The following is a 26462-nucleotide window of genomic DNA, read 5'->3' as shown; positions in this document are numbered from 1 at the left end:
ACAAGACCGCGAACCCCCCGGACGCCACCGCGGGACTTTTTGCCCCCGCCCCCCCCCCCCCTCCCCCCCCCCCCCCCGCGCGGGAATTGCACGCGCGTCACCTGTTGGAGTGAAGAGCACCGGTACACCAGTCCGGAAACCGCCCATTCCACTCATCCTTGTGGCCGTGCCGCCGATGCGGCAGCGGACAAGGAGAGTTCGGTGGACAAGCACGAAGGTCCCGACGCCGGAACGATCCGGCTCGACGACCCCTGGTACGACGCGCTCGCCGTCGGTTGGGGCGAGGGCGAAAGCGGGTACGACGACACGCCGTCGCGGCAGCCCGACGGCGCCGGCGGGCCCGGGCCCGGGGTGTCCGACAGCATCTACCTGGAGGTGCAGCGCAGCGCCGCCTTCCAGGAGGTCCGCAGCCGCTACCGGGGGTTCGTCGTACCGGCGACCGCCGGATTCCTCCTCTGGTACGTCGCCTACGTGGTCGCGGCGACGGCAGCGCCCGGCCTGATGGCCCGCCCCGTCGCCGGCGCCGTCAACGTGGCCCTGCTGGCCGGTCTCGGACAGTTCCTCAGCACCTTCCTGCTGACCTGGGCGTACGCACGCCACGCGCGCCGGCGCAGGGACCGGGCCGCCCTGGACCTGCGCTGGACGGTCTTCGAACAGAACCGGCACCAGGCACGGAACCGGAACCGGGACCGGATCGGGGAGGCCGGCCGGTGACCACCGAACACCAACCCCTCGCACTGCTCCTGTTCAGCCTCTTCATCGCGGTCACCCTGGGCATCACCACCTGGGTCAGCCGCAACCGACACGGCTCGGCCGAGGAGTTCTACGCGGGCGGTCGGCTGTTCTCCCCGCTGGAGAACGGTTTCGCCATCGCCGGCGACTACATGTCCGCCGCGTCCTTCCTCGGAATCTCCGGCCTCATCGCCCTGTTCGGCTACGACGGCCTGCTGTACTCGGTGGGCTTCCTCGTCGCCTGGCTCGTCGTCCTGTTCCTGGTCGCCGAACTGGTCCGCAACTGCGGGCGCTTCACCCTCGCCGACGTCGTCGCGGCGCGGATGCGCGAGCGGCCCGTCCGGATCGCCGCTGGTACCTCCTCGGTCACCGTCTCGGTGCTCTACCTGGTCGCGCAGATGGTCGGCGCGGGCAGCCTCGTGGGGCTGCTCCTCGGCGACTCGGGCACGGCCGCCCGGACGCTCACCGTGATCGCGGTCGGCGCGCTCATGGTCGTCTACGTGTCCTTCGGCGGGATGCGGGCCACCACCTGGATCCAGATCGTCAAGGCCGTCCTGCTCATGGGCGGGGCCGTCGCCCTCACCGTGCTCGTGCTGATCCGCTTCCACGGGAACGTCGACCTGCTGCTGACCAGCGCCGCCGAGCGCAGCGGGCACGGAATGCGGTTCCTCGGCCCGGGGCTCAAGTACGGCGGCGACTGGACCGCCCGTTTCGACTTCATGAGCCTCGGCCTGGCGCTCGTCCTCGGTACGGCCGGGCTCCCGCACATCCTGTCCCGCTTCTACACGGTGCCGACCGCGCGGGCGGCCCGCCGGTCGGTGGTGTGGGCGATCGCCCTGATCGGCGGCTTCTACCTGATGACCATCGTGCTCGGCTTCGGGGCGGCCGCGCTGGTCGGCCCGGACGAGGTGCGGGCCTCCAACGCCTCCGGGAACACGGCCGTTCCGCTGCTGGCGGCGCACCTCGGCGGCGGGGCCGACTCCACCGGGGGCGCCGTGCTGTTCGCGCTGGTGGCGGCGATCGCCTTCGCCACCATCCTGGCCGTGGTCGCCGGGATCACGCTCGCCTCCTCCGCCTCGGTCGCCCACGACCTGTACGCCTCGCTCAAGCGCCGCCACGCGCGGCAGCGCAGCGAGGTCGCGGTGGCCAGGGCCGCGGCCGTCGGGATCGGGGCCGTGGCGATCGCCCTCGGGCTGCTGGCCCAGGACCTGAACGTGGCCTTCCTGGTCGGGCTCGCCTTCGCGGTGGCGGCCTCGGCGAACCTGCCCGTACTGCTGTACTCGCTGTTCTGGCGCGGCTTCACCACGAGGGGCGCGGTCTGGTCGGTGTACGGGGGGCTGCTCCCGGCGGTGCTGCTGGTGGTCCTCTCGCCGGTGGTCTCCGGGAGCCCGGACTCCCTCTTCCCCGGAGTGGACTTCCAGTTCTTCCCGCTGCAGAACCCGGGCCTGGTCTCGATCCCGCTGGGCTTCCTGGCCGGCTGGGCGGGCACGGTCACCTCCACCGAGGAGCCCGACGCGGTCCGGCACGCGGAGACGGAGGTCCGCGCCCTGACCGGGGCGGGAGCCGTCTGAGCGGTCCGCGGGGCGGGCCGGCCCAGCATCATGCGCCGCCGGAGGGCAGCCAGGAGTAGCGGTGTTCGGGGCGGCCCGTTTCGCCGTAGCGCAGGGCCAGGGTGACCCGGCCCGTGCGGTCCAGGAGCTTGAGGTAGCGCTGGGCGGTCTGCCGGCTGATGCCGGCCCGGTCGGCGATCTGCTGCGTCGACAGGGGGCCGTCGGCGGAGCGGAGGACGCGGCGGACCAGTTCCGCGGTCGTGGGGGAGTGCCCCTTGGGCAGCTCGTTGGGGGAGCCGGCCGCGGCCAGGGCGCCGAAGAGCCGGTCCACCTCGGCCTGTTCGGCCTCGCCGCCGGTCTCCAGGGTGCGGCGCAGGGCCCCGTACGCCTCCAGCCGCGCCCGCAGGCCGGCGAAGGCGAACGGCTTGACCAGGTACTGGAGGGCGCCGAGGCGCATCGCGGCCTGGACGGTGGCCAGGTCGCGCGCTGCCGTCACCATGATCACGTCGGTGCGGTGGCCGAGCTGGCGCAGTCGCCGGACCAGGTCCAGGCCGCTGCCGTCGGGAAGGTAGTGGTCCAGGAGGATCAGGTCCACCGGGTGGGTGGCGAGGAAGTCCAGGGCCTCGGCCGCCGAATGGACCCGGGCCGCGACGCGGAAGCCGGGAACCTTCGCCACGTACGCCGCGTTGATCAGGGCAACACGCACGTCGTCGTCGACGACCAATACGTGGATCGGGGACTCGCTCATCTCAGGGCCTCCGGGAGTACGACGGAGAACTCCGCCCCTCCGTCCGCTGCTTCGCCGGCCCGGGCGGTACCGCCCTGCCGCTCCGCGAGGCGGCGCACCAGGGCCAGCCCCAGGCCGCGTTCGCGGTGGGCCGCGGGCTGTTTGGTCGACCAGCCCTCGGTGAAGATCTCCTCGCGGCGCGCGGCCGGGACGCCGGGTCCGCTGTCGCGCACGAGGAGGATCGCCGTCCGGCCCTCGCAGCGCAGCTCCACCTCCACCAGGGGCGCGGCCGAGCCGGCCGCCGCGTCCAGGGCGTTGTCCACGAGGTTGCCGGTGATGGTGACGAGGCCGCCGGGGTCGACGAGGCGGTCCGGGAGGAAGGTGGTGTCGGCAAGCCGCAGGGGTACGCCGCGCTCGGCCGCGACGGTCGCCTTGCCCACCAGGAGGGCGGCCAACAGGGGGTCGCGGACCTTCTCGGTGACCTGTTCGGCGGTGCTGCGGTGGCCGCCGACGACCTCGGCCACGAAGTCCACCGCCTCCTCGTGCAGGCCGAGCTCCAGCAGGCCGAGAAGGGTGTGGAGGCGGTTGGCGTGCTCGTGGTCCTGTGCGCGCAGGGCGTCGATCAGGCCCTGGGTGGAGTCGAGCTCGCGGCGCAGGTGCTCCAGCTCGGTGCGGTCGCGCAGGGTGGCCACGGCTCCACCGTCCTCGGTGGGCATCCGGTTGGCGACGAGGACCCGGGAGCCCTGGACGGTGAGCAGGTCCCGGCCCGTGACGCGGCCGGTGAGGACGTCGGTGGTGCGGCCCTCGCCGAGCAGCTCGTCGAGCGGGCTGCCGGCGAGGGTGCCGGCAGTGTCCGGGGCGAGGCCCAGCAGGCGGGCGGCCTCGTCGTTGACCAGCCGGATCCGGCCGGTGCGGTCGAGGGCGATCACTCCTTCGCGGATGGAGTGCAGCATGGCCTCGCGTTCGGCGAGCAGTCCGGCGATGTCGGAGAAGGCCAGGTCGCGGGTCTGCCGTTGGATCCGCCGGGACAGCAGGTAGGCGGCGAGGGCGCCTGCGGCCAGGGCGCCGCCCGCGTACGCCAGCAGGCCGGGGATGGCGCCGAGCAGCCGGTCGCGGACGCTGTCGTAGGCGATTCCGACGGAGACGGCGCCGACGATCTCGCCGTCGGCGGCGACGAGCGGGACCTTGCCGCGGGCGGTGCGGCCCAGCGTGCCGTCGTCGATCTCCATGACCTCGCGGCCGGCGAGGGCGCCGCTCGGGTCGGTGGAGACGGGCAGGCCGATCCGGTCGGGGGAGGGGTGCGAGCGGCGGATCCCGTCGAGGTCCATGACGACGACGTACTCGGCGCCGGTGGCCCGGCGGATCCGCTCGGCCGCGGCCTGCACCGGGCCGTCCGCGACCGGACCGGAGTCCAGCAGGCCGGCCGCCAGGGACGGGTCGGCGGCGGCGCTCTCGGCGATGGCCAGGGCGCGGCGCATCGCCTGGTCGTCGAGCTGGGCGCCGAGCGGGGCCAGGAACAGCCCCGTGGCCAGCACGGCGACACCGGCGGCGATGGCCAGCTGGGTGAGCAGGATCTGTGAGACGGCCCGTTTGGGCAGCCCGATGCGCCGAGTGCTCAGGGAGAGGAACCGCATGACCAGCAACCGTAGGTCGGCTTCGGCGCAAGTGGAATGGTTCCTCCTGGGCCGGGTGCCCGCTGTGGCCCACCCCACCCCGCCTCCCGCCCCGTCCCGACTCCCGAGGGCCGGACCCCGGGCGCCGCCGCCGTCAGGGCATCGGCTGCGGGGGGCGCGGGCCCTGGTACTGCCCGCTCGGCCGCATGCGCAGCGGCCGCTCCTGGTACTCCTCCAGGGCGTGCGCCATCCAGCCCGCGGTCCGGGCCACGGCGAACACGGTCTCCCCGGCCTCCGCCGGCATGCCGCTGGACACCGTCAGCACCGCCAGGGCCAGGTCCACGTTGGCGTGCAGCCCGTCCCGCCGCGCCGCCGTGGTGGCGACCAGTTCCCGGGCGGCGGCCAGCGCGGGTCCGGCCGCCGGCACGCCCTCCAGCCGCGCGAACAGGGCCGTGGCCCGGGGGTCCTCGCCCGCGTACAGCCGGTGTCCGAGTCCGGGGACGCGCCGCCCGGCCCGCAGGTGGTCGGCGACGACCGGTGCGGCCGCGCCCCGGTCCAGTACTTCCGCCAGCGTCCGGTGGGCGAGCCGCCCGGCCGCGCCGTGCAGCGGCCCTTCGAGGACGCCCAGGCCCGCCGAGACCGCCGCGTACGGATGCGCCCGCGCCGAGGCGGCCACCCGTACGGCCAGCGTGGAGGCGGCCAGATCGTGGTCGATGAGCAGGGCGAGGGCCAGGTCGAGGGCGTCCAGGGCCCCCGGTTCCGGCTCCCGGGCGGTCAGCCGGGCCCACAGCCGCTCCGCCAGCAGCCCGCCGGCCGGAGCCCCGGTCAGTTCCCCGTCCGGCTGCCCGGCTGCGGCGCCGGGCTGCTGCCCGACCTCCTGCCCGACCGCCGGCAGGGCGCCGACCAGCGTCGGGATGAGGCAGCGGGCGGAGCCGAGCACGGCCTCCGCCGACAGGTCGAAGCGCAGCGGGTCCACGACGGCGGCCGCCGCAGTGGCCACCCGCAGTCGGTCGATGGGCCCGGCGTGCTCGGGCAGGGCGGCCACGGCCTGCCGGGCGGCCGCGAGCTGCCGGTCGGGGGCCGTGAAGCGGGCACCGCGCGACAGGGCCCCCGTCCAGAGCCACTCCGCGACCTCCTCGTAGCAGTAACGGGAGGCCAGCTCGACGGCGTCCACACCGCGGAACCAGTACCGGTCCGGCTCGATGAGCGTGAGCGAGGTCCGGACGGAGAGCTCTCCGCCCGCAGGCGCCGCCGCCTCGCGCCGGCTGCGCCGGGCCAGGGCCTCCACCTCGGCCGCGTCGAAGGTGCTGCCGCGGCCCACGGCGTCGCGGCGGCTGCTGAGCTGGCCGCGGCTGACGTACGCGTACACGGTCGCGGGCTTCACCCCGAGCAGCTCGGCCGCCTGCCGGGTGGTGAGCCGTCGTTCGCCGTGCGCCTGGTCGTCCATGGCGGCCACTCTATACAGGGAGCGGTACATGTTGATCCAATCAATATTGACAAGGATTCAATCCATCATGGATGGTCGATCCATGGATACCGTCGTTGATGTGCCCCGCGGACTCGCGGGCGTCGTGGTCACCGAGACCGGACTCGGTGACGTCCGAGGCCGTGAGGGCTTCTACCACTACCGCCAGTACTCCGCCGTCGAACTCGCCGAGCGCCGCAGCTTCGAGGACGTGTGGCACCTGATGTTCCGCGGCACCCTGCCGGCGGGCGCCGCCGAGCGGGCCGCCTTCGCCGCCGAGATCGCCCCGCTGCGCCGACTGCCCGCCGAGGTGTGCGACGCCCTGCCCGCCCTCGCCCGGGCCACCGCGCTCTCCGGCCCGCTCGCCGGACTGCGGACCGCGCTCTCCCTGCTCGGCGCCTCCGCCGGCTTCCGGCCCGTGTACGACCTCGACCCCGAACGGCGGGCCGCCGACGCGCTGGCCGCCTGCGCCGCCGTACCGACCCTGCTCACCGCCCTGCACCGGCTCGGGCAGGGGCTGGAGCCCGTCGCACCGCGCGACGACCTCCCGTACGCCGCGAACTACCTGTACATGCTCACCGGCCAGGAGCCGGACCCGGTCAGGGCCCGCGCGGTCGAGCAGTACCTGATCTCCACCGTCGACCACGGCTTCAACGCCTCCACCTTCACCGCCCGGGTCATCGCCTCCACCGGCGCGGACGTCGCCGCCTGCCTCACCGGCGCCATCGGCGCCCTCTCCGGGCCGCTGCACGGCGGCGCCCCCAGCCGCGCCCTCGACACCCTGGACGCCATCGGGACGGCCGACCGCATCGACCCCTGGATCCGCGAGCGGGTGCTCGCCGGGGAGCGGATCATGGGCTTCGGCCACCCCGTGTACCGCACCGAGGACCCGCGTTCGCGGATGCTGCGCGGGATCGCGCTCCGCTTCGGCGGCCCGCTCGTCGACTTCGCCGTGGAGGTCGAGCGGCAGGTCGAGGCGATCCTCGCCGAGCTCAAGCCGGGCCGGGAGCTCCACACGAACGTCGAGTTCTACGCGGGCGTGGTGATGGAGCTGTGCGGACTGCCACGGGAGATGTTCACCCCCACGTTCTGCGCGGCCCGCGTGGTCGGCTGGAGCGCGAACGTGCTGGAACAGGCCGCCGACTCGAAAATCATCCGTCCGGCCGCCCGCTACGTCGGGCCGCCGCCGCCCCAGCCTGTTCCGCTGCCGGTCTGAGTACGATCGGCCTGGTGAACAGCAGCCAGCCCGACCGGTCCGTCACGCCCATTCCCGTCGTCGTCCTCGCCGGATTCCTGGGATCCGGCAAGACGACCCTGCTCAACCACCTCCTGGCCAACCGCGGCGGCACCCGGATCGGCGTCGTCGTCAACGACTTCGGGTCCATCGAGATCGACGCGATGTCGGTGGCCGGTCAGGTCGGCGACTCGATGGTCTCCCTCGGCGGCGGCTGCCTGTGCTGCGCCGTCGACGGCAGTGAGCTCGACGCGTACCTGGAGAAGCTCTCCGCGCCCGTCCACCGCATCGACGTGATCGTCATCGAGGCGAGCGGGCTGGCCGAGCCGCAGGAAATGATCCGCATGCTGGTGGCCAGTGAGAACCCGGCGATCCGGTACGGCGGCCTGGTGGAGGTCGTGGACGCGGCCGAGTTCGACGCGACCCGGACCCGCCACCCGGAGACCGACCGCCACCTCGCCGCCGCGGACCTCGTGGTGCTGAACAAGACCGACCGGGTCGACGCGGCCGAGCGCGCCCGGATCGAGGCCGAACTGGCCGTCCTGTGCCCGGGCTCCCCCGTCGTCGCCGCCGACCACGGCCGCATCGACGCGGAACTGCTCTTCGACCGCCGCCCGTGGACCGAGACCCGGGGCCAGCTGTCCTTCGAGGACCTCATCGCCGAGGCCCGGGACGGCGACGCCGATCACGCGGACACCAGCGGCACAGGCGGAACCGGGAGCACCGGCACCGGCGGCCCGGACCATGCCGGGTGCACGGGCCACTGCGGCCACGCCCACACGCTGTACGAGAGCACGGAGTTCGTCTCGGAGCAGGCCCTGAGCCCGCGCCGGTTCATCGACTTCCTCGACAGCCGCCCGGCCGGGCTCTACCGGATCAAGGGCTTCGTCTACTTCGGCGTCCCCGGCCACGAGGAGCGCTACGAGGTCCACGCGGTCGGCCGGTTCCTCCGCTTCGCCCCGGGCCCCTGGGGCCGGGACGAGCCGCGGCTGACCCGGCTCGTCCTGATCGGGTCCGGCACGGACGGCCCCGCCCTGCTGCGCGGGCTGGAGTCCTGCCGCGAGCCGTCGCCGCAGGCCGCGGGCCCGGAAGCCATGTGGGGCGTCCTGCGGTACGTCGCCGGGCCCCCGCGGACCGACGGCGCCGACGCGGCCGAGGACGGGTTCGAGGACCCCGTCGAGGAGCCGGACGGGGCCGGCTTCGGGCAGGGGCACGACCCCGGGTCCGGGGCCGCGACGCGGCCCGCGGAGGTCTGAGCGCGTCGCGGACGCGCCCCGCGGGAGCCCCTGGAGCGGCTAGTGCTGTGGCACTAGGCGACCTCGACGCCGTGGTCGCCGAGGAGGTCCGCCAGACCGCCGCGGTAGCCCTTGCCGCCGGCCACGAAGTCCCAGTCGCCGTTGGCGCGGCGCCGGAACGAACCCAGGACCAGGGCGGTTTCGCCCGGGCGGCCGTCGGAGACGTCCAGCGTGCCGAGCTCCGTGCCGTCGGCGGAGAGCAGCCGGATCCGGGCATCGGTGAACCCGGTCAGGTCGGCGTGCGGATCGGCCTCCGGGTCCACCGCGGCGACGAGGACCAGCCGGTCCGCGGTCTGCGGCAGGGCGTCGAAGGAGACCTCCAGCGCCGCCTTGTCGGGTGCCGCCTGCGCGCGGGCCCGTACCGAACCGTCCGGGGTCCGCGGGTTGTTGTAGAAGACGAGGTGGTCCTCGCTCAGGACCCGCCCGCCCTGGCAGACCAGCGCGCACACGTCCAGCACGACCGGGCCGGCCCAGGACATGCCCAGCACGTTGTGGTCCTCGGCGGCGGCGGCGTCCTCGGCGGCGGCGCTCTCGGGCGCGGATCCGGCCGCCCGCCGGCCCGGAGCACCGGCCGCCGAGCCGCCGGCCGGGCCCAGCCGCCCCCGCAGCCCGTGCTGGTGCAGGAGGTCCACCAGGGCGGTCCCGGGAACCAGTTCCAGCGGCTTGCCGTTGGCAAAGGTGTACGACCCGGGCCCGAAGGACGCGGTGGTGACCAGCACCCCCTTGTTCGCCCCCTTGTCCTGGACCGTGCCGTACAGATCGCGCACAGCCGTCGGCGGCACCGTGTTCCGGTAGCGCTTGACCTGCACCACGATCCGCCCGCCCCGGATCGGCGCCGGGTCCAGCGCCTCCACGTCCACCCCGCCGTCCCCCGACCGCTGCGTGGTCACCGCCTCCATGCCCATCGCCCGGAACAGCTCCGCGACCAGGTTCTCGAAGTCGATCGGGTCCATCGCGAAGAGGTCCGGCTCGTCCTCGTCCGTGCCGGCCGCGGGCCCGCCGTGGCTGACGACGCCCCCGCCGACCTCGTCGGGCCGGCGCCCGGGGCGCACCGCCGTCAGCTGGTCCGGGCGCGCCGACAACTGTCCGCCCAACCCCGACACCAGGCAGTCCACCGCGCTGACCTGCTCCAGCCGCAGCCCCGCGAAGGCACTGCGCGCCGCCGGCACCGTGCCGAGCACGAACTGCGCCTCCTGCCCGGTCACCGGATCGTGGCAGTCCACGAAGCCGTTGACCACGACGGAGTCCAGTACGCCGAACTCGTCCGCCGCGTACAGCTCGCGCACCACCAGCAGCATGCACTGCGCCAGCAGGTCCCGGTACAGCGCCCGCCGTTCCGTGACCGGGCGCGGCCTCACCTTGTCCTGGTCCGTGCTCGGCAGGTACTGAACCGACCTGGCCTCCGGCACCACCGCGTACCCGGGCAGCTCCCAGTCCAGCACCAGCTGGCGCGCGGCGGGGTCGTACGCGGCCGCCACCTGCCGCGGCAGCGCCTCGGGCCAGGCCGTCGAGGCGTACAGCGCGGCCGAGAAGTACTCCACGGCCGCCTCGGCATCGCCCGAGCGCAGGGCGTCGGCCAGCTCGGCGAGACCGCTGTTGTGCGCCCGCACCCCGGCGAGCTGCTCAGCCGCCCACCGGTCGTACTGCTGCCGGTGCGCGGCCAGCTGCTGCTGCCGCTGCACCTCCGCGGCGTTCGCGGCCTGCCAGGCCTGGGTGTACCGGGCGTGCGCCTCCCGCTCCGCCTGCGCCCGGTGGTTCGAGCCGATCGTCCAGCCGCTGCTCTGGTGCTGGAAGTCCTCGATGCGGGGCAGCGGCACCGGCTGCCCCAGGGTCCCGGGGTCGAACGGCTCCAGCTGCTCGGGCCGGACCAGGGAGGCCGTACGGAACGCCGGCGCCCGGCAGCCCGTGACCAGCAGGCCCTTGAGGGCGGCGACCTCGGCGTCGAGCTGAGCCGTCCGCCGCAGGGCCTCGGCCTCGCGGTACTGGCGGTGGTTCCGGTTCGCCTCCCGTTCGTAGGCGCGCTGCCGGCGCTCCGCCTCACGCTGCTGGACCAGCTGTGTCTGCTGCTGCCGGCGCTGGGCCTCGGCCCAGGTCCCGATCAATCCGCCCGACCGACGACTCATCAGCTGTGTACTCCCCCCACCAACACCGAGAGGGAAAACACTAGTCGGCATTCGGGTGGTACGTCCCCCGGGTCGTACCACCCGAACGCCTTCGTACGTCCTACAGCGCGGCACCTGCCAGCACGGTGACGGTGGCGGGCAGCACGGCTCCCGAGCCGTCACGCCGCGGGTCCACGGCCGGCAGCTCGGCCGGCGTGCCGTTCGCCGTCGCGGCACGGGCCGGGGCGTTGCCCGTCCACGCCAGCGTCAGCAGCTCCTCGCCCTTGAGGAACCGCTGGCAGCGCACGCCGCCGGTGGCCCGGCCCTTGCGCGGGAACTGGTCGAACGGGGTCAGCTTCCCGGACTGCACCGACCCGTCCAGCGTGCTGTGCGCGCCGGCCACCGTGAACACCATGGCCTCCCGCGACGGGTCCACCGCCGAGAAATGGATCACCTTGGCGCCGGCGGTGAGCTTGATGCCCGCCATACCGCCCGCCGGGCGGCCCTGCGGGCGCACCTGGCCCGCCGGGTAGCGCAGCAGCTGGGCGTCGTCGGTGATGAAGACCAGGTCCTCCTCGCCCGTGCGCAGCTCGACCGCGCCGACGATGCGGTCGCCCTCCTTGAGGGTGATGACCTCCAGCTCGTCCTTGTTGGCCGGGTAGTCGGGCACGACCCGCTTGACCACGCCCTGCTCGGTGCCGAGCGCCAGGCCCTGCGAGGACTCGTCCAGCGAGGTCAGGCAGACCACCTTCTCGTCGGGCTCCAGCCCGGAGAGGAACTCCGCCAGCGGGGCGCCTCCCGCCAGGTTCGGCGCGGCGTGGGTGTCCGGCAGCTGCGGCAGGTCGATCACCGGCAGGCGCAGCAGCCGCCCGTGGGAGGTGACCGCGCCGATGTCGCCGCGGGCCGTGGTCGCGACCTGCGAGACGATCAGGTCGTGCCTGGAGCGGGCGGCGCCCTCCTCCGCGACCACCGGCTCGCCGGTGGCGGTGCGCGCCAGCAGGCCCGTCGAGGACAGCAGGACGCGGCACGGGTCGTCCGCGACCTCCAGCGGGACGGCCGCGACCGAGGTGCCCGCCGACTCCAGCAGGACCGTACGCCGCTCGGTGCCGAACTTCTTCGCGACCGCGGCCAGTTCCGAGGAGACCAGCTTGCGCAGCTCGGCGTCGGACTCCAGGATCCGGGTGAGCTCCTCGATCTCGGTGGTCAGGCGGTCGCGCTCGGACTCCAGCTCGATGCGGTCGAAGCGGGTCAGCCGGCGCAGCGGGGTGTCCAGGATGTACTGGGTCTGGACCTCGCTCAGCGAGAAGCGCTCGATGAGCCGCTCCTTCGCCTGGGCCGAGTTGTCGCTGTCCCGGATGATCCGGATGACCTCGTCGATGTCGAGGAGGGCCACCAGCAGGCCCTCGACCAGGTGCAGCCGGTCGCGGCGCTTGCCGCGGCGGAACTCGCTGCGCCGGCGCACGACCTCGAAGCGGTGGTCGAGGTAGACCTCCAGCAGCTCCTTCAGGCCCAGCGTCAGCGGCTGGCCGTCGACCAGGGCGACGTTGTTGATGCCGAAGGACTCCTCCATCGGCGTCAGCTTGTAGAGCTGTTCCAGGACGGCCTCCGGGTGGAAGCCGTTCTTGATCTCGATGACCAGGCGCAGGCCGTGGGCGCGGTCGGTGAGGTCCTTGACGTCGGCGATGCCCTGGAGCTTCTTCGAGCCGACCAGGTCCTTGATCTTCGCGACGACCTTCTCGGGGCCGACCGTGAAGGGCAGTTCGGTGACGACCAGGCCCTTGCGGCGCGCGGAGACGTCCTCCACCGAGACCGTCGCGCGGATCTTGAAGGTGCCGCGGCCCTTCTCGTAGGCGTCCTTGATGCCCGACAGGCCCACGATCTTGCCGCCGGTGGGCAGGTCCGGGCCCGGCACGAAGCGCATCAGCGCCTCGAGATCGGCCTGCGGGTAGCGGATCAGGTGGCGCGCGGCCGCGATGACCTCGCCCAGGTTGTGCGGCGGCATGTTGGTGGCCATGCCGACCGCGATCCCGGAAGCGCCGTTGACCAGCAGGTTCGGGTACGCGGCGGGCAGTGCGACCGGCTCCCGCTCCTGGCCGTCGTAGTTGGCGATGAAGTCGACGGTGTCCTCGTCGATCGACTCCGTCATCAGGGACGTGGCGTCGGCCATGCGGCACTCGGTGTAACGCATGGCGGCCGGCGGGTCGTCGTTGCCGAGGGAACCGAAGTTGCCGTGGCCGTCGACGAGCGGGAGCCGCATGGAGAAGGGCTGGGCCATGCGCACGAGGGCGTCGTAGATCGACGCGTCGCCGTGCGGGTGGAGCTTGCCCATGACCTCGCCGACGACGCGGGCGCACTTCACGTACCCGCGGTCGGGCCGCAGGCCCATCTCGTTCATCTGGTAGACGATGCGCCGGTGCACCGGCTTCATGCCGTCCCGGGCGTCGGGCAGGGCGCGGGAGTAGATCACCGAGTACGCGTACTCGAGGAAGGAGCCCTGCATCTCGTCGACGACGTCGATGTCGAGGATGTTCTCCTCGAACTCCTCCGGCGGCGGGGTCTTCGTGCTGCGGCGGGCCATCGCTGCGCGGCTCCTTAACCAAGAAAGATGGTGTGCTGGGGGTCTGGCTGGGTCGGACGGGGTCCGTGGTGGTGCGGTGTCGGTGCGGTGGATCGGGGTGGTGTCCGGCGGATCTGGTGACAGGGGCTGACGTGGGTCGTCGCGACCATTGTGGCCCGAGGCACCGACAGCCCCGACTCCGACCCTGGCGTGCGCCGGGAACTTCTCCGGTGCCCGGCGCGCTTGCATACAGTGGCAGGTCTGACGGAATTCTCTGCATCGCGATCGAAGGGACCACATGCCCATGGGTCACACGGCCACAGCCCAGGCCGGCTCCGGCGGCCTGACAGCGACGGAACACCGGCTGGCCAACGGCCTGCGCGTGGTGCTGTCCGAGGATCACCTGACCCCGGTCGCCGCGGTCTGCCTCTGGTACGACGTCGGCTCGCGCCACGAAGTCAAGGGACGTACCGGTCTGGCTCACCTCTTCGAGCACCTGATGTTCCAGGGCTCCGCGAGCGTACCCGGCAACGGCCACTTCGAGATGGTCCAGGGTGCGGGCGGGTCCCTGAACGGCACGACCAGCTTCGAGCGCACCAACTACTTCGAGACCATGCCGGCCCACCAGCTGGAGCTCGCGCTCTGGCTCGAGGCCGACCGGATGGGCTCGCTGCTGACCGCCCTGGACGACGAGTCCATGGAGAACCAGCGGGACGTCGTCAAGAACGAGCGCCGCCAGCGCTACGACAACGTCCCCTACGGCACGGCGTTCGAGCGGCTGACCGCGCTCGCCTACCCCGAGCCCCACCCGTACCACCACACCCCGATCGGCTCGATGGCCGACCTGGACGCGGCCTCGCTGGAGGACGCGCGCGCGTTCTTCCGCACCTACTACGCGCCGAACAACGCGGTGCTGTCGGTGGTCGGCGACATCGATCCGGCCGAGACGCTGGCCTGGATCGAGAAGTACTTCGGCACCATCCCCTCCCACGACGGCAAGCTGCCGCCGCGCGACGGCACGCTGCCGGACACCATGGGCGCCGAGCAGCGCGAGGAGATCGTCGAGGACGTCCCCGCCCGCGCGCTGATGGCGGCCTACCGGCTCCCCCACGACGGCACGCGCGAGTGCGACGCCGCGGACGTGGCCCTGACCGTCCTGGGCGGCGGCGAGTCCTCCCGCCTGCACAACCGCCTGGTACGCCGCGACCAGACGGCCGTGGCGGCCGGCTTCGGCATGCTCCGGCTGGCCGGCGCGCCCTCGCTGGGCTGGCTGGACGTGAAGACCTCCAGCGGGGTCGAGGTGCCCTCCATCGAGGCGGCCGTGGACGAGGAGCTCGCGCGGTTCGCCGCCGAGGGCCCGACCGCCGAGGAGATGGAGCGCGCGCAGGCCCAGCTGGAGCGCGAATGGCTGGACCGGCTGGGCACGGTGGCCGGCCGCGCCGACGAACTGTGCCGCTTCGCGGTGCTGTTCGGCGACCCGCAGCTGGCCCTGACCGCCGTCCAGCGACTGCTGGACATCACGGCCGAGGAGGTGCAGGCCGTGGCCGCGGCCCGGCTGCGCCCCGACAACCGCGCGGTGCTGGTGTACGAGCCGCTCGCGGCCGACGCCGGTGACGGCGCCGACGACTCCGACGCGACCGAGAACGAGAACGAGGGGGCGGAGCAGTGAGCGACACCGCAGCCGTCACGATGACCTTCCACCCGCGCCCCCAGGCCGGGCAGCCCCGGCCGTGGGCCTTCCCGGCCCCCGAGCGCGGTGCCCTGCCCAACGGCCTGACGGTGCTGCGCTGCCACCGGCCGGGCCAGCAGGTGGTGGCCGTCGAGGTCAACCTCACCGCCCCGCTGGACGCCGAGCCGAAGGGCCTGGACGGCGTGGCGACGATCATGGCCCGCGCCCTGTCGGAGGGGACCGACAAGCACACCGCCGAGGAGTTCGCCGCCGAGCTGGAGCGCTGCGGCGCCACCCTCGACGCGCACGCCGACCACCCGGGCGTGCGCGTGTCGCTGGAGGTGCCCGCCTCCAGGCTGTCGAAGGCCATGGGCCTGCTCGCGGAGGCCCTGCGGGCGCCCGCCTTCTCCGACAGCGAGATCGACCGCCTGGTGCGCAACCGCCTCGACGAGATCCCGCACGAGCTGGCCAACCCGCAGCGCCGCGCCGCCAAGGAGCTCTACCGCCAGCTCTTCCCGGCCGACCTGCGGATGTCCCGCCCGCGCCAGGGCACCGAGGAGACGGTGGCCCGGATCGACTCCGCGGCCGTGCGCGCCTTCTACGAGGCCCACGTGCGCCCCGCCACCGCCACCGCGGTGGTCGTCGGCGACCTGACCGGCATCGACCTGGACGCCGTGCTGGCGGACACCCTGGGCGCCTGGACGGGCACCCCGGGCCGGCCCGTGGAGGTGCCGGCGGTGACCGCCGACGACACCGGCCGCGTGGTCATCGTCGACCGGCCCGGAGCGGTCCAGACGCAGCTGCTCATCGGCCGGATCGGGCCGGACCGGCACGAGACCGTCTGGGCGGCCCAGGTGCTCGGCACGTACTGCCTGGGCGGCACCCTCACCTCGCGCCTGGACAAGGTGCTGCGCGAGGAGAAGGGCTACACCTACGGCGTGCGCGCCTTCGGCCAGGTGCTGCGCTCCACGGCCGACGGCCGTGGAGCGTCGATGCTCGCCATCAGCGGCTCGGTGGACACCCCCAACACCGGCCCGGCCCTGGACGACCTGTGGAAGGTGCTGCGCACCCTCGCCGAGGGCGGCCTGACCGACGCCGAACGGGACGTCGCCGTGCAGAACCTGGTGGGCGTGGCCCCGCTGAAGTTCGAGACGGCCGCGGCCGTCTCCGGCACGCTGGCGGACCAGGTGGAGCAGGAGCTCCCGGACGACTACCAGGCCCGGCTGTACGCGCAGCTGGCCGCGACCGGGACGGTCGAGGCGACCACGGCGGTCGTGAAGGCCTTCCCCGTCGACCGTCTGGTCACGGTGCTGGTGGGCGACGCGGCGCAGATCGAGGCGCCGGTGCGGGCGCTCGGGATCGGCGAGGTCACGGTCGTCACCAACTGACGTTCGTTCAGAGCCCGTCGGCGTAGGAGCGGCGGGCGAATGAAGGGGCTTCGGCGGCTTGTCCGCCGAAGCCCCTTCTGTCCGTTTGGCCCGGAGATTGGCTTATGCGGTGTGGCGTGCGCAACAAAAGGCCGTGACCATTTGGTGATTGACTGATGATCCGCCTAGCGTCGGCCGTGCTGTCCGTCAGTTGTACGAGCCGCACCCGCGGCACCGGGCAGCGATCGCCGAGTCCCCGTCAGGCGCGAGCCTGGGGAGCCGGGGACCCACACGTCCCTGGGGTGAATCGGGCCGCCTCGCCAGAGGGGCCCGTAGGAGACCTTCCTGCTCCGAACCCGTCAGCTAACCCGGTAGGCGAGAAGGAAGGAAAGGATCAGCCTCTCCATGGCCTTTGGCAGCCGCGCCTCCGGTAAGCACCGTGGTTCCAGCCGTCTGAGCCGCAAGACCGCCGGTTACGCCGGTGTGGCGGCCCTCGCGACCACCGGTGTCGTGGGCACCCTCGCGGGCCCGGCGTTCGCCGCCTCGGACAACACCGCCTTCTCCGGCGAGGACACCGGGCTGAACGCGGTCGTCACCGCCGCGGACGTGGCGGGCGACGTCGAGGCCCAGGCCGAGGCCCAGCAGGCCGCTGCCGAGGCAGCCGCCGCCAAGGAGAAGGCCGAGGCCGACGCGAAGGCCCGGGCCGCCGAGGCCAAGCAGAAGGCCGAGGAGAAGGCGAAGGCCGAGCGCGAGGCCGCCGAGCGCGCTGCCCGCGAGGAGGAGCGCAAGCGCCTCAACACCTTCGTCTCCCCGCTCGACGACTCCTACGTCTCCACCCAGTACCGCGCGGGCGGCGGCATGTGGTCCTCCGGCAGCCACACCGGCATCGACTTCCACGCCGCCTCCGGCACCTCGGTGCACGCGGTGGGCGCCGGCACCGTGGTCGAGGCCGGCTGGGGCGGCGCCTACGGCAACAACGTCGTCATCAAGCACAACGACGGCACCTACACGCAGTACGGCCACATGTCCTCGCTGAACGTCTCCGTCGGCCAGCAGGTCACCCCGGGCCAGCAGATCGGCCTGTCGGGCTCCACCGGCAACTCCAGCGGCCCGCACCTGCACTTCGAGGCCCGCACCGGCGCCTCCTACGGCTCGGACATCGACCCGATCTCGTACCTGCGCTCGCACGGCGTCGACGTCTGATCGAGGCGCGTCGACACGCGTCCGCGCACACGCTCCGCCCGAAGGCCCCGGCTCACCGAGCCGGGGCCTTCGGCGTCGTGACGAGCTCCGTGACGAGCTCTGTGGGGGCGCGGCGCGGGCGTCGAGGCCGGCGTCGTGACGGGTGGCGCGGCGCGTGGCCGTAAATACCTGTGATTTCCGGCCGCGCTCGGAAAATTCCACCGGTTGTCATAGAGTCACCGTACGATCCCAGTACGGTCACGGCATTTGTCGCCGGCAATCGGAAAAAGCGGAGGTCCGGCCTTGCGTATTCCCGCGCACGCGGTATGCACTGCAATCCGCGACGACATCGTCTCCGGAGCGTTCGAACCGGGCGGCAGGCTGACCGAGGAGGTGCTGGCCCGCCGCTACGGCGTCTCGCGCGTCCCGGTCCGCGAGGCGCTGCGGACCCTGGAGTCCGAGGGCTTCGTGACCACCCGTCGGCACGCGGGCGCCTGCGTCGCCGAGCCCACCGAGCAGGAGGCGGCCGACCTGCTGGAGCTGCGGATGCTGCTGGAGCCGCTGGCGGCCTCGCGGGCCGCCCGCCGGCGTACCGAGGGCCACCTCAAGGTGCTGCGGGGGCTGGTCAGACTGGGTCAGGAGCGGGCCAGGCAGGGCCGGGGCGAGGACCTGCGGGCGCTGGGGAGCTGGTTCCACGAGACCCTGGCGCAGGCCTCCGCCAGCCCCGGGCTGATCGCGCTGCTGGCCCAGATGCGGCACAAGGTCGCCTGGATGTACGTCGTGCAGGCGCCGGCCCGGCCGGTGGAGTGCTGGGCGGAGCACGGCGCGATCGTGGACGCGGTGGCGCGCGGGGACGCCGAGCGCGCGAAGGCGCTGACGGTGCTCCACGCCGAGCGGACGACCGGGGCCTACCGGCTGCGGGTGAGGACTTCGCAACCTGCCGTAAACACGGCGAGCGGTTCCCTTTAACAGGAGCGGCGTATGAATAAGGGGATGCCGCGTGCCCCGGCTTTTCCCGCAGGCCCCGTATTTCTCCGCGCCGACGACGCGAATTCAGAACGCCCCGGAATTCGCATGGCCCGGGCAGGGGAGTGGAAAACAGAGGAGCCGCGGTCCCGGAATTCTCCGGACGCCGCGGCTCCACCGTCCGTGCGGTGTGAACCCGAAGGGGTCAGACGGTCTCGGGGAGCTCCTCCAGTCCCTCCGCGACCAGCTTCGCCAGGCGGTCCAGGGCCACCTCGGCGCCCTCGGCGTCGGAGGCCAGGACGATCTCCTCGCCGCCCTGGGCGCCCAGGCCGAGCACCGCCAGCATGGAGGCGGCGTTGACGGGGTTCCCGTCGGCCTTGGCGATGGTCACCGGGACGCCGGAAGCGGTCGTGGCGCGGACGAAGATCGAGGCGGGACGGGCGTGCAGGCCCTCGGCCCAGCCGACGTTGACGCGGCGCTCTGCCATGGTGATGCCCTTCAGGTTCTCACTGTTGTCTAGACCAGTCTCTCACGACGCCCCGAGTGCTCCCACCGGCCTCCGGCCGACCTCCTGACCCGGTTCTCCCGCCGCTCGACGTACCCCAGCTTGCACCGGTTCGCGCGGCGCCGCCGGATGCGCCGCGCAGGAGCCTTCCCGACCGTCCTGGCCTTAAGATCACCGCATGACCACTGCGTCGGACCCCTCGTACCCGGCCCACTGGGAGGCCGACGTCGTCCTGCGCGACGGCGGCACGGCCCGGATCAGGCCCATCACCACCGAGGACGCCGGGCGGCTGGTCAGCTTCTACGACCAGGTCTCCGACGAGTCGAAGTACTACCGCTTCTTCGCCCCCCACCCCCGGCTCTCCGACCGCGACGTGCACCGCTTCACGCACCACGACTACGTGGACCGCGTCGGCCTCGCGGCCACCGTCGGCGAGGAGTTCATCGGCACCGTCCGCTACGACCGCATCGGCCCCGACGGCCGCCCCGCCTCCGCCCCCGCCGACGAGGCCGAGGTCGCCTTCCTCGTCCAGGACGCCCACCAGGGCCGCGGCGTCGCCTCCGCCCTGCTGGAGCACATCGGCGCGGTCGCCCGGGAGCGGGGCATCCGCCGGTTCGCGGCGGAGGTGCTGCCCGCCAACACCAAGATGATCAAGGTGTTCACGGACGCCGGCTACCAGCAGAAGCGCAGCTTCGAGGACGGCTCCGTCCACCTCACCCTCGACCTCGAACCCACCGCCGAGTCCCTCGCCGTGCAGCGCGCCCGCGAACAGCGCGCCGAGGCCCGTTCCGTGCAGCGGCTGCTGGCCCCCGGCTCGGTCGCGGTGGTCGGAGTCAGTCGCTCCGGCGCCGGCGTCGGCGCGGCGGCCCTGCGCAACCTGCGCGACAGCGGCTTCCGCGGCCACCTGTACGCCGTGAACGAGGCGCGCGCCCCCGGGACCGAAGGGGACCTGCTGGAGGGCGTCCGGGCCCACCGCTCGCTCCGCGAGATCGACGCCCCCGTCGACCTCGCCGTCGTCGCGGTCCCCGCCGGGCGCGTCCCGCAGGTGGTGGCCGACTGCGGCGAGCACGGCGTCCAGGGGCTCGTCGTCCTGTCCGCCGGATACGGGGAGTCCGGCCCGGCCGGGCTCGACCGGCAGCGCGAACTGGTCCGCCAGGTGCGCTCGTACGGGATGCGGCTGATCGGGCCGAACGCCTTCGGCGTGATCAACACCGCCCCGGAGGTGGGCCTGAACGCCTCGCTCGCCCCCGTCCCGGCCCCCGTCCCCGGCCGGATCGGCCTCTTCACGCAGTCCGGCGCGATCGGCATAGCGCTGCTGGCCGCGCTGCTGCGGCGCGGCGAGGGCCTGTCGTCCTTCGTCTCCGCCGGCAACCGGGCCGACGTCTCCGGCAACGACATCCTCCAGTACTGGTACGAGGACGAGGCCACCGACGTGGCCCTCATGTACCTCGAAACCCTCGGCAACCCGCGCAAGTTCACCCGCCTCGCCCGCCGCACCGCCGCCGTCAAGCCGGTCGTCGTCGCCAAGGGCGGCCGCCACACCCCGGCCGGCCACGTGGTCCCCGGGACCAGGCTGCCGGAGGCCACCGTCTCCGCGCTGCTGCGGCAGGCGGGCGTGATACGGGTCGACACCGTGACCGAGCTGGTGGACGTCGGGCTGCTGCTCGCCTCGCAGCCGGTGCCGGCCGGGCCGCGCGTGGCGATCCTCGGCAACTCGGAGTCCCTCGGCTTCCTCACCTACGACGCCTGCCTGGCCCAGGGCCTGCGCCCCGGCGCCCCGCGCGACCTGACCACCGCGGCCACCCCGGCGGACTTCGGCCGGGCCGTGGCCGACGCCCTGGCCTCCGACGCCCACGACGCGGTGGTCGTCACCGCCATCCCGTGGGTGGACGAGGAGGTGAGCGCCGGCGCCGACGACCTGGCCGACGCGCTGCGCGACGCCGTGGCCGCGCACCCCGGCAAGCCGGTGGCGGTCGTCCACGTGGAGCTGGCCGACTTCGTCGCGGCCCTCTCCCGCGCCGACGTCCGCATCCCCGCCTACCCGGCCGCCGAGCGGGCCGTACGGGCCGTCGCCGAAGCCGTGCACTACGGGCAGTGGCGGCGGGCCGACGCCGAGTCCGGCCACGTCCCCGAGTACGAGAACATCGACGAGGCCGGGGCCGCCGCCCAGCTCGCCGGGCTGCTGGCCGAGGTCGGCGACGGCGACGGCGTGCTCACCCTCGCCGAGGCCGACGCCGCCGCCCTGCTCGCGCGGTACGGGATCCGGGTGCTGCCGACCCTGTCCGCGCCCACCGCCGACGCCGCGGTCAAGGCCGCCGAAGTCCTCGGCTACCCGGTGGCGCTCAAGACCACCGCCCCGCACCTGCGCCACCGGGCCGACCTCGGCGGCGTACGCCTCGACCTGGCCAACGAGGCCGCGCTGCGCCGCGCGTACGGCGAGCTCACCGCCCTGCTCGGCTCGCCGGCCGAGCTGCTGCCCGTGGTCCAGGCCATGGTCCCGCGGGGCGTGGACACCGTCGTGCGGTCCGTCATCGACCCCGCCGCCGGCGCCGTCCTCTCCTTCGGGCTCGCCGGCGTCGCCTCCGAGCTGCTCGGCGACACCGCCCACCGGATCGTGCCGGCCACCGACCGGGACGTCGCCGGACTGATCCGGTCCATCCGGGCAGCGCCGCTCCTCTTCGGCTGGCGCGGCAGCGACCCCGTCGACACCCCCGCCCTGGAGGAGCTCCTCCTGCGCCTCTCCCGCCTCGTGGACGACCACCCCGAGGTGGTCGGCGTCACCCTGGAACCCGTGGTCGTCGCCACCGAGGGCCTGTCGGTGCTGAGCGCCACGGTCCGCCTCGCCCGTCCGCCCGCCCGCACCGATCTCGGTCCCCGGACGCTCCCCAGCTACTGAGCGCGTCCGGGGCGGCCGGGGCGCCCCGTGCGGGCCTTAGGATGGACCCCATGGCGAAATCCGGTACGACGACCCAGGGGCTGCGCGCGGCGATCGAGCGCAGCGGCTACTACCCGGCCCTCGTGGCCGAGGCCGTGGAGGCCGCGGTGGGCGGCGAGCCGATCTCGTCGTACCTGGTCCACCAGGAGACGACGTTCGACTCCAACGAGGTGCGCCGGCACGTGACGGTGCTGGTCCTGACCGGCAACCGGTTCATCGTGAGCCACACCGACGAGCAGGCCGCCGACGCCGGGTCCCCGTCGCCCTACGCGACCACCTCCACCGAGTCCGTGAAGCTGTCCGGGATCTCCTCGGTGGTGCTCAGCCGCGTCGTCGCCAACCCCGAGTCCTACACCCCGGGCACCCTGCCCCGCGAGGTGGTCCTGACCATCGGCTGGGGCGCGGTCTCCCGCATCGACCTGGAGCCCGCCGCCTGCGGCGACCCGAACTGCGACTCCGACCACGGCTACACCGGCAACTCCACCGCCGACGACCTCAGCCTGCGCGTGAGCGAGGCCGGCGACGGCCCCGAGGCGGTCCGCCAGACCCTGCTCTTCGCCCAGGCGCTCTCGGAGGCGACCGCGGCGACCGCCTCCTCCGCCCGCTGATGTCCTACTCCGCACCCGCGAACTGGGACGAGCCCGAGCTGCTGGACCTGGCCGGCGCCCCCGTCCCGCAGTACGGGACGGGCTCGCTCGCCGACCTGCTGCCGACCCTCGTGGCCGGCCAGGGGGTCCCCGGGTTCACCGCCGCCATCACCGAGCTGACGCCGGCCGACCGCAACTGCGTGTTCCTGGTCGACGGCATGGGCTGGGAGCAGATCAAGGCCCACCCGGACGAGGCCCCGTACCTGACCTCCCTGCTGGGCACCTCGCGCGGCGGCACCGGCCGCCCGATCACCGCGGGCTTCCCGGCGACCACCGCCACCTCGCTGGCCTCCGTCGGCACCGGCCTCCCGCCGGCCCGCCACGGCCTGCCCGGCTACGCGGTCCGCAACCCGGCCACCGGCGAGCTGATGAACCAGCTGCGCTGGAACCCGTGGACCCCGCCCGCGCCCTGGCAGCCGTACCCGACCGTCTTCCGGCTGGCGGACGAGGCCGGGGTGGTCACCGCCCAGGTGTCCTCGCCCACCTTCGCGAACACCCCGCTCACCAAGATCGCGCTGAGCGGCGGCAGCTTCGTCGGCCGGATGACCGGCGAGGAGCGCATGGACCTGGCGGCCGAGCGCCTCGCCGCCGGGGACCGCTCGCTGGTCTACACCTACTTCAGCGAGCTCGACGGGGCCGGGCACCGGCACGGCGTGGACTCCGACGCCTGGCGCGGCCAGCTGATGTACGTCGACCGGCTCGTGCAGCGGCTCGCCGAGCAGCTCCCGCCGCGCACCGCGCTGTACGTCACCGCCGACCACGGCATGGTGGACGTCCCGTTCGACGAGGACTCCCGGATCGACTTCGACGAGGACTGGGAGCTGGGCGCGGGCGTGGCCCTGCTCGGCGGCGAGGGCCGGGCCCGGCACGTGTACGCGGTCCCGGGCGCCGAGGTCGACGTGCTGACCGTGTGGCGCGAGGTGCTCGGCGACCGGTTCTGGATCGCGAGCCGTGAAGAGGCCCTGGAACTGGGCTGGTTCGGCCCGCCGGGGGAGTGCGACGAGCGCGTCCTCGGCCGGATCGGCGACGTGGTCGCGGCCGCGCACGCCGATGTCGCGATCACCGCGTCCGTGAACGAGCCCAACGAGTCGGGGCTCGCCGGCATGCACGGTTCCATGACCGCGGCCGAGCAGCTCGTCCCGCTGCTCGAAGTGCGGACCTGACCGGCTCGACCACCCCGCCCGACTCCGATCCGACCCGCGGGGCCGCCCGGCCCCGCACCCTGCCTGACCACGACCCGGAAGGTCCCGTTTCCTCCATGCCTGAACTGGTGTTTTTCTCCGGCACGATGGATTGCGGGAAGAGTACCCTCGCGCTCCAGATCGGGCACAACCGCTCGGCGCGGGGGCTGCAGGGCATGATCTTCACGCGAGACGACCGCGCCGGGCAGGGCAAGCTCTCCTCCCGCCTCGGCCTGGTGACGGAGGCGGTCGAGGCCGCCCCGGGCATGGACCTGTACGCCTTCCTCGTGACGCAGATGTCGCAGGGCGGCAAGGTCGACTACGTGATCGTGGACGAGGCGCAGTTCCTCGCCCCCGAGCAGATCGACCAGCTCGCCCGGGTCGTGGACGACCTGGGGCTGGACGTCTTCGCCTTCGGCATCACCACGGACTTCCGCACCAAGCTGTTTCCCGGCTCGCAGCGGCTGATCGAGCTCGCGGACCGGATCGAGACCCTCCAGGTGGAGGCCATGTGCTGGTGCGGGGCCCGCGCCACGCACAACGCCCGCACGGTCGGCGGCGAGATGGTCGTGGAGGGCGAGCAGGTCGTCGTCGGCGACGTCAGCCGGTCGCCGGAGGAGGTCGGCTACGAGGTGCTGTGCCGCCGCCACCACCGGCGCCGCATGACGAGCGCCGCGGCCCACGCGGCCGCGATCTCCCCGGACGTCCTGCCGGTCAACCCGGCCTGACGGCCGCCGCCGCGCGCGGCCCCCGGGGGCGCCGCGGCCGCGGGGCCCGGTCCGGCCGTCAGTAGCCGTTGCCGGGGCGGAGTTCGACGAGGGCGAGGACCGCGCCCTCCGGGTCCGCGACGGTGGCGACCCGGCCGGTGAGGCCCTCGCGGGGCGGCTGGACCACGCGCCCGCCCAGCCGGTGCACCAGGGCGGCGGCCGCGTCGGCGTCGTCGACGGCGAAGTACGTCATCCAGTGCGGGCCGCGGTCGTGCGGGAGGGAGCGCCCGACGCCGTGCACGGCGGCGACCGGTCGGCCGTCCAGCAGCAGGGTCAGGTAGTCGAAGTCGGCGGTCGTGGCGGCCGGGGTCGCCGAGGCGGGGGCCATGGTGCGCTGCACGGCCTCGTGGCCGAAGACGTGCTCGTAGAACTTGCCGACGGTCGAGGTGTCCTGGGTGACCAGCTCGGCCCACACGGGGGTGCCGTGGACGCCGGAGAGCCGGGTTCCGACGCGCTCGTCGGCCTGCCAGAGCCCGAAGACCGCCCCCAGCGGGTCGGAGCAGATCGCCGTCCGGCCCGCGGCGCCGGCGTCGAGCGGTCCCACGGCGACCGTGCCGCCGCAGGAGCGGACGGCCTCGGCCGCCGTGTCGGCGTCGTCGGTGGCGAAGTACGTCGTCCAGGCCACCGGAAGGTGCCGGTCCGGCGGCATCTCGCCGATCCCGGCGACCTCCTGTCCGCCGAGCAGGGCGCGGACGAACGGGCCGAAGGGCTCGGGGCCGGGCTCGTACTCCCAGCCGAAGAGGTCGGCGTAGAAGGCCTCGGTGCTCCCGAGGCCGTGCACCATCAGACTCGACCAGCACGGGGTGCCGGGTGGGCGCCGCGTCGCGTGTGCTGCCTCGGTCATGTCAGCAGTCTCCTCCCTCGTGGGGCTGTGCCGGACCAGATGGTTGCACTCCGGCGGGTCCGGCGCGCCCCGACCGGCCGGGATTCGCCGGAGCGGGGGTAGATGACCGAATCGGTGCGGCCTGTCGGTATCGGGCTTGTTACGCGGGCCGCGGGGCGGGGAGGAAGATGGCTGCATGACTGCGAACTCTGCGATTCTCTCCGCCGCCGAGCTGGCGGCCGAGCTGGCCGGCCCGCGGCCGCCGGTGCTGCTGGACGTCCGCTGGCAGCTGGGCGGCCCCGACCTGCGGTCCGCGTACGAGGCCGGCCACCTGCCGGGTGCGGTGTACGTCGACCTCGACCGCGAACTGGCTGGTCCGCCGGGGGTGGGCGGGCGCCACCCGCTGCCGGACCCGGACGAGTTCGGGGCGGTGATGCGCCGGGCGGGCGTGAGCGCGGACGCGGATGTGGTCGTGTACGACGGGGGCCTGGGCTGGGCCGCGGCCCGCGCGTGGTGGCTGTTGCGCTGGACGGGGCACCCGCGGGTCCGGGTGCTGGACGGGGGCCTGGCCGCGTGGACCGCGGCGGATGGTGTGCTGACGGACGAGCCGCCGACGCCTGTACAGGGCGATTTCAAGCCAAGTCCGGGAGCTGTCGGTCTGCTCGACGCGGACGCGGCGGCGGCCCTCGCACGCAGCGGGATCCTGCTGGACGCGCGGGCGGGGGAGCGTTACCGGGGCGAGGTGGAGCCGATCGACCCGGTCGGCGGGCACATCCCCGGGGCGGTGTCGGCGCCGACGACGCAGAACGCCGGCCCGGACGGGCTGTTCCTGCCCGCGCAGGAGCTGCGGGCCCGTTTCGCCGGGCTGGGCGCGGACGGCTCCGTGCCGGTGGGCGTGTACTGCGGTTCGGGCGTCTCGGGGGCGCACGAGGTGCTGGCCCTGGAGGTGGCCGGGATCCCGGCGGCGCTGTACGCCGGCAGCTGGTCGGAATGGTCCTCGGACCCGGAGCGGCCGGTGGCCACGGGGCCGGACCCGCAGTAGCCGGGGGACGGTCGCGGGGAAGCGGGGGGGGGGGGGGGGGGGGGGGGGGGGGGGGAGGGGGGGGGGGGGGGGGGGGGGGGGGGGTGGTGGGTGGGGGGGGGGG

20 protein-coding genes and 1 riboswitch are annotated in these 26462 nt (G+C 73.9%); of the genes, 13 read left to right on the top strand and 7 right to left on the bottom strand.

Features of this window, described 5'->3' with window-relative positions; genetic code table 11:
* Positions 1-201 precede the first annotated feature (201 nt).
* Positions 202-714, top strand: a complete 513-nt coding sequence (locus ACZ4VL_RS33070; protein ID WP_468207475.1) for a DUF485 domain-containing protein — start codon at positions 202-204, stop codon at positions 712-714.
* On the top strand, positions 711-2303 hold the full coding sequence (locus tag ACZ4VL_RS33065; RefSeq protein ID WP_468207472.1) for a solute symporter family protein: 1593 nt from the start codon (positions 711-713) through the stop codon (positions 2301-2303). The genes ACZ4VL_RS33070 and ACZ4VL_RS33065 overlap by 4 nt, the downstream gene beginning before the upstream one ends.
* Before the next feature lie 28 nt (positions 2304-2331).
* On the opposite strand, the gene ACZ4VL_RS33060 is transcribed toward ACZ4VL_RS33065, so the two are convergent.
* The 3 genes from ACZ4VL_RS33060 to ACZ4VL_RS33050 form a co-directional block, all read right to left on the bottom strand.
* On the bottom strand, positions 2332-3030 hold the full coding sequence (locus ACZ4VL_RS33060) for a response regulator (RefSeq protein WP_468207469.1): 699 nt from the start codon (positions 3028-3030) through the stop codon (positions 2332-2334).
* On the bottom strand, positions 3027-4643 hold the full coding sequence (locus ACZ4VL_RS33055) for a sensor histidine kinase (RefSeq protein ID WP_468207466.1): 1617 nt from the start codon (positions 4641-4643) through the stop codon (positions 3027-3029). Before ACZ4VL_RS33055 ends, ACZ4VL_RS33060 begins: the two co-directional genes overlap by 4 nt.
* 133 nt (positions 4644-4776) lie before the next feature.
* A complete protein-coding gene (locus tag ACZ4VL_RS33050; RefSeq protein WP_468207464.1) occupies positions 4777-6069 on the bottom strand; it encodes a citrate synthase in 1293 nt (430 codons plus the stop codon).
* An 82-nt stretch (positions 6070-6151) separates the two neighbouring features.
* Between ACZ4VL_RS33050 and ACZ4VL_RS33045 the strand changes: the two genes are divergently transcribed.
* Positions 6152-7303 carry a citrate synthase gene (locus ACZ4VL_RS33045; protein ID WP_468207461.1) on the top strand — a complete coding sequence of 384 codons (1152 nt, stop codon included), beginning with the start codon at positions 6152-6154 and terminating at the stop codon, positions 7301-7303.
* A 14-nt stretch (positions 7304-7317) separates the two neighbouring features.
* Positions 7318-8577 (top strand): CobW family GTP-binding protein, encoded by a 1260-nt coding sequence (locus ACZ4VL_RS33040; protein WP_468207458.1) that lies wholly within the window; start codon positions 7318-7320, stop codon positions 8575-8577.
* Positions 8578-8630: 53 nt separating this feature from the next.
* Here the strand turns inward: ACZ4VL_RS33040 and ACZ4VL_RS33035 are convergent, their stop codons facing one another.
* Together ACZ4VL_RS33035 and ACZ4VL_RS33030 are read right to left on the bottom strand one after the other, a co-directional pair.
* Positions 8631-10739: a restriction endonuclease gene (locus ACZ4VL_RS33035; RefSeq protein ID WP_468207455.1), complete on the bottom strand. Its 2109-nt coding sequence runs from the start codon at positions 10737-10739 to the stop codon at positions 8631-8633.
* A 100-nt stretch (positions 10740-10839) separates the two neighbouring features.
* Entirely contained in the window at positions 10840-13296 is a 2457-nt protein-coding gene (locus ACZ4VL_RS33030; RefSeq protein ID WP_468207452.1) for a DNA gyrase/topoisomerase IV subunit A, read from the bottom strand.
* Positions 13297-13579: 283 nt separating this feature from the next.
* Here ACZ4VL_RS33030 and ACZ4VL_RS33025 point away from each other — a divergent pair, with 283 nt between their 5' ends.
* The 4 genes from ACZ4VL_RS33025 to ACZ4VL_RS33010 all read left to right on the top strand — a co-directional run bounded on the left by ACZ4VL_RS33025 (position 13580) and on the right by ACZ4VL_RS33010 (position 18462).
* Positions 13580-14944, top strand: coding sequence for a M16 family metallopeptidase (locus ACZ4VL_RS33025; protein WP_468207449.1), 1365 nt, complete (start codon positions 13580-13582; stop codon positions 14942-14944).
* Positions 14945-14964: 20 nt separating this feature from the next.
* Entirely contained in the window at positions 14965-16332 is a 1368-nt protein-coding gene (locus ACZ4VL_RS33020) for a M16 family metallopeptidase (protein ID WP_468207478.1), read from the top strand.
* Between the two features lie 215 nt (positions 16333-16547).
* A riboswitch (cyclic di-AMP (ydaO/yuaA leader) is annotated at positions 16548-16703 on the top strand.
* 13 nt (positions 16704-16716) lie between these two features.
* On the top strand, positions 16717-17514 hold the full coding sequence (locus tag ACZ4VL_RS33015) for a M23 family metallopeptidase (protein ID WP_468207446.1): 798 nt from the start codon (positions 16717-16719) through the stop codon (positions 17512-17514).
* Positions 17515-17796: 282 nt separating this feature from the next.
* Entirely contained in the window at positions 17797-18462 is a 666-nt protein-coding gene (locus tag ACZ4VL_RS33010) for a GntR family transcriptional regulator (protein ID WP_468207443.1), read from the top strand.
* Between the two features lie 202 nt (positions 18463-18664).
* On the opposite strand, the gene ACZ4VL_RS33005 is transcribed toward ACZ4VL_RS33010, so the two are convergent.
* Positions 18665-18946 carry an HPr family phosphocarrier protein gene (locus ACZ4VL_RS33005; RefSeq protein WP_327278946.1) on the bottom strand — a complete coding sequence of 94 codons (282 nt, stop codon included), beginning with the start codon at positions 18944-18946 and terminating at the stop codon, positions 18665-18667.
* A 196-nt stretch (positions 18947-19142) separates the two neighbouring features.
* On the opposite strand from ACZ4VL_RS33005, the gene ACZ4VL_RS33000 reads away from it, so the two are divergent.
* The 4 genes from ACZ4VL_RS33000 to ACZ4VL_RS32985 all read left to right on the top strand — a co-directional run bounded on the left by ACZ4VL_RS33000 (position 19143) and on the right by ACZ4VL_RS32985 (position 24455).
* The gene (locus ACZ4VL_RS33000) at positions 19143-21860 is read left to right on the top strand and encodes a bifunctional acetate--CoA ligase family protein/GNAT family N-acetyltransferase (protein WP_468207439.1); all 2718 of its coding nucleotides are present in this window, start codon (positions 19143-19145) and stop codon (positions 21858-21860) included.
* Between the two features lie 50 nt (positions 21861-21910).
* Entirely contained in the window at positions 21911-22507 is a 597-nt protein-coding gene (locus tag ACZ4VL_RS32995) for a DUF5998 family protein (RefSeq protein ID WP_361093837.1), read from the top strand.
* Complete coding sequence (locus ACZ4VL_RS32990) at positions 22507-23709, top strand: alkaline phosphatase family protein (RefSeq protein ID WP_468207436.1); 1203 nt, start codon at positions 22507-22509, stop codon at positions 23707-23709. Before ACZ4VL_RS32995 ends, ACZ4VL_RS32990 begins: the two co-directional genes overlap by 1 nt.
* 95 nt (positions 23710-23804) lie before the next feature.
* Positions 23805-24455, top strand: a complete 651-nt coding sequence (locus ACZ4VL_RS32985) for a thymidine kinase (RefSeq protein WP_468207433.1) — start codon at positions 23805-23807, stop codon at positions 24453-24455.
* 58 nt (positions 24456-24513) lie between these two features.
* On the opposite strand, the gene ACZ4VL_RS32980 is transcribed toward ACZ4VL_RS32985, so the two are convergent.
* Positions 24514-25338 carry a VOC family protein gene (locus tag ACZ4VL_RS32980; protein ID WP_468207431.1) on the bottom strand — a complete coding sequence of 275 codons (825 nt, stop codon included), beginning with the start codon at positions 25336-25338 and terminating at the stop codon, positions 24514-24516.
* A gap of 175 nt (positions 25339-25513) precedes the next feature.
* Between ACZ4VL_RS32980 and ACZ4VL_RS32975 the strand changes: the two genes are divergently transcribed.
* On the top strand, positions 25514-26359 hold the full coding sequence (locus tag ACZ4VL_RS32975; RefSeq protein WP_468207428.1) for a sulfurtransferase: 846 nt from the start codon (positions 25514-25516) through the stop codon (positions 26357-26359).
* Positions 26360-26462: the final 103 nt, after the last annotated feature.

The sequence above is a fragment of the Streptomyces sp. NPDC029014 genome (assembly GCF_055564695.1).
The sequence above is the reverse complement of the archived record's forward strand: the minus strand, read 5'-3'. Positions and strand labels throughout refer to the sequence as shown.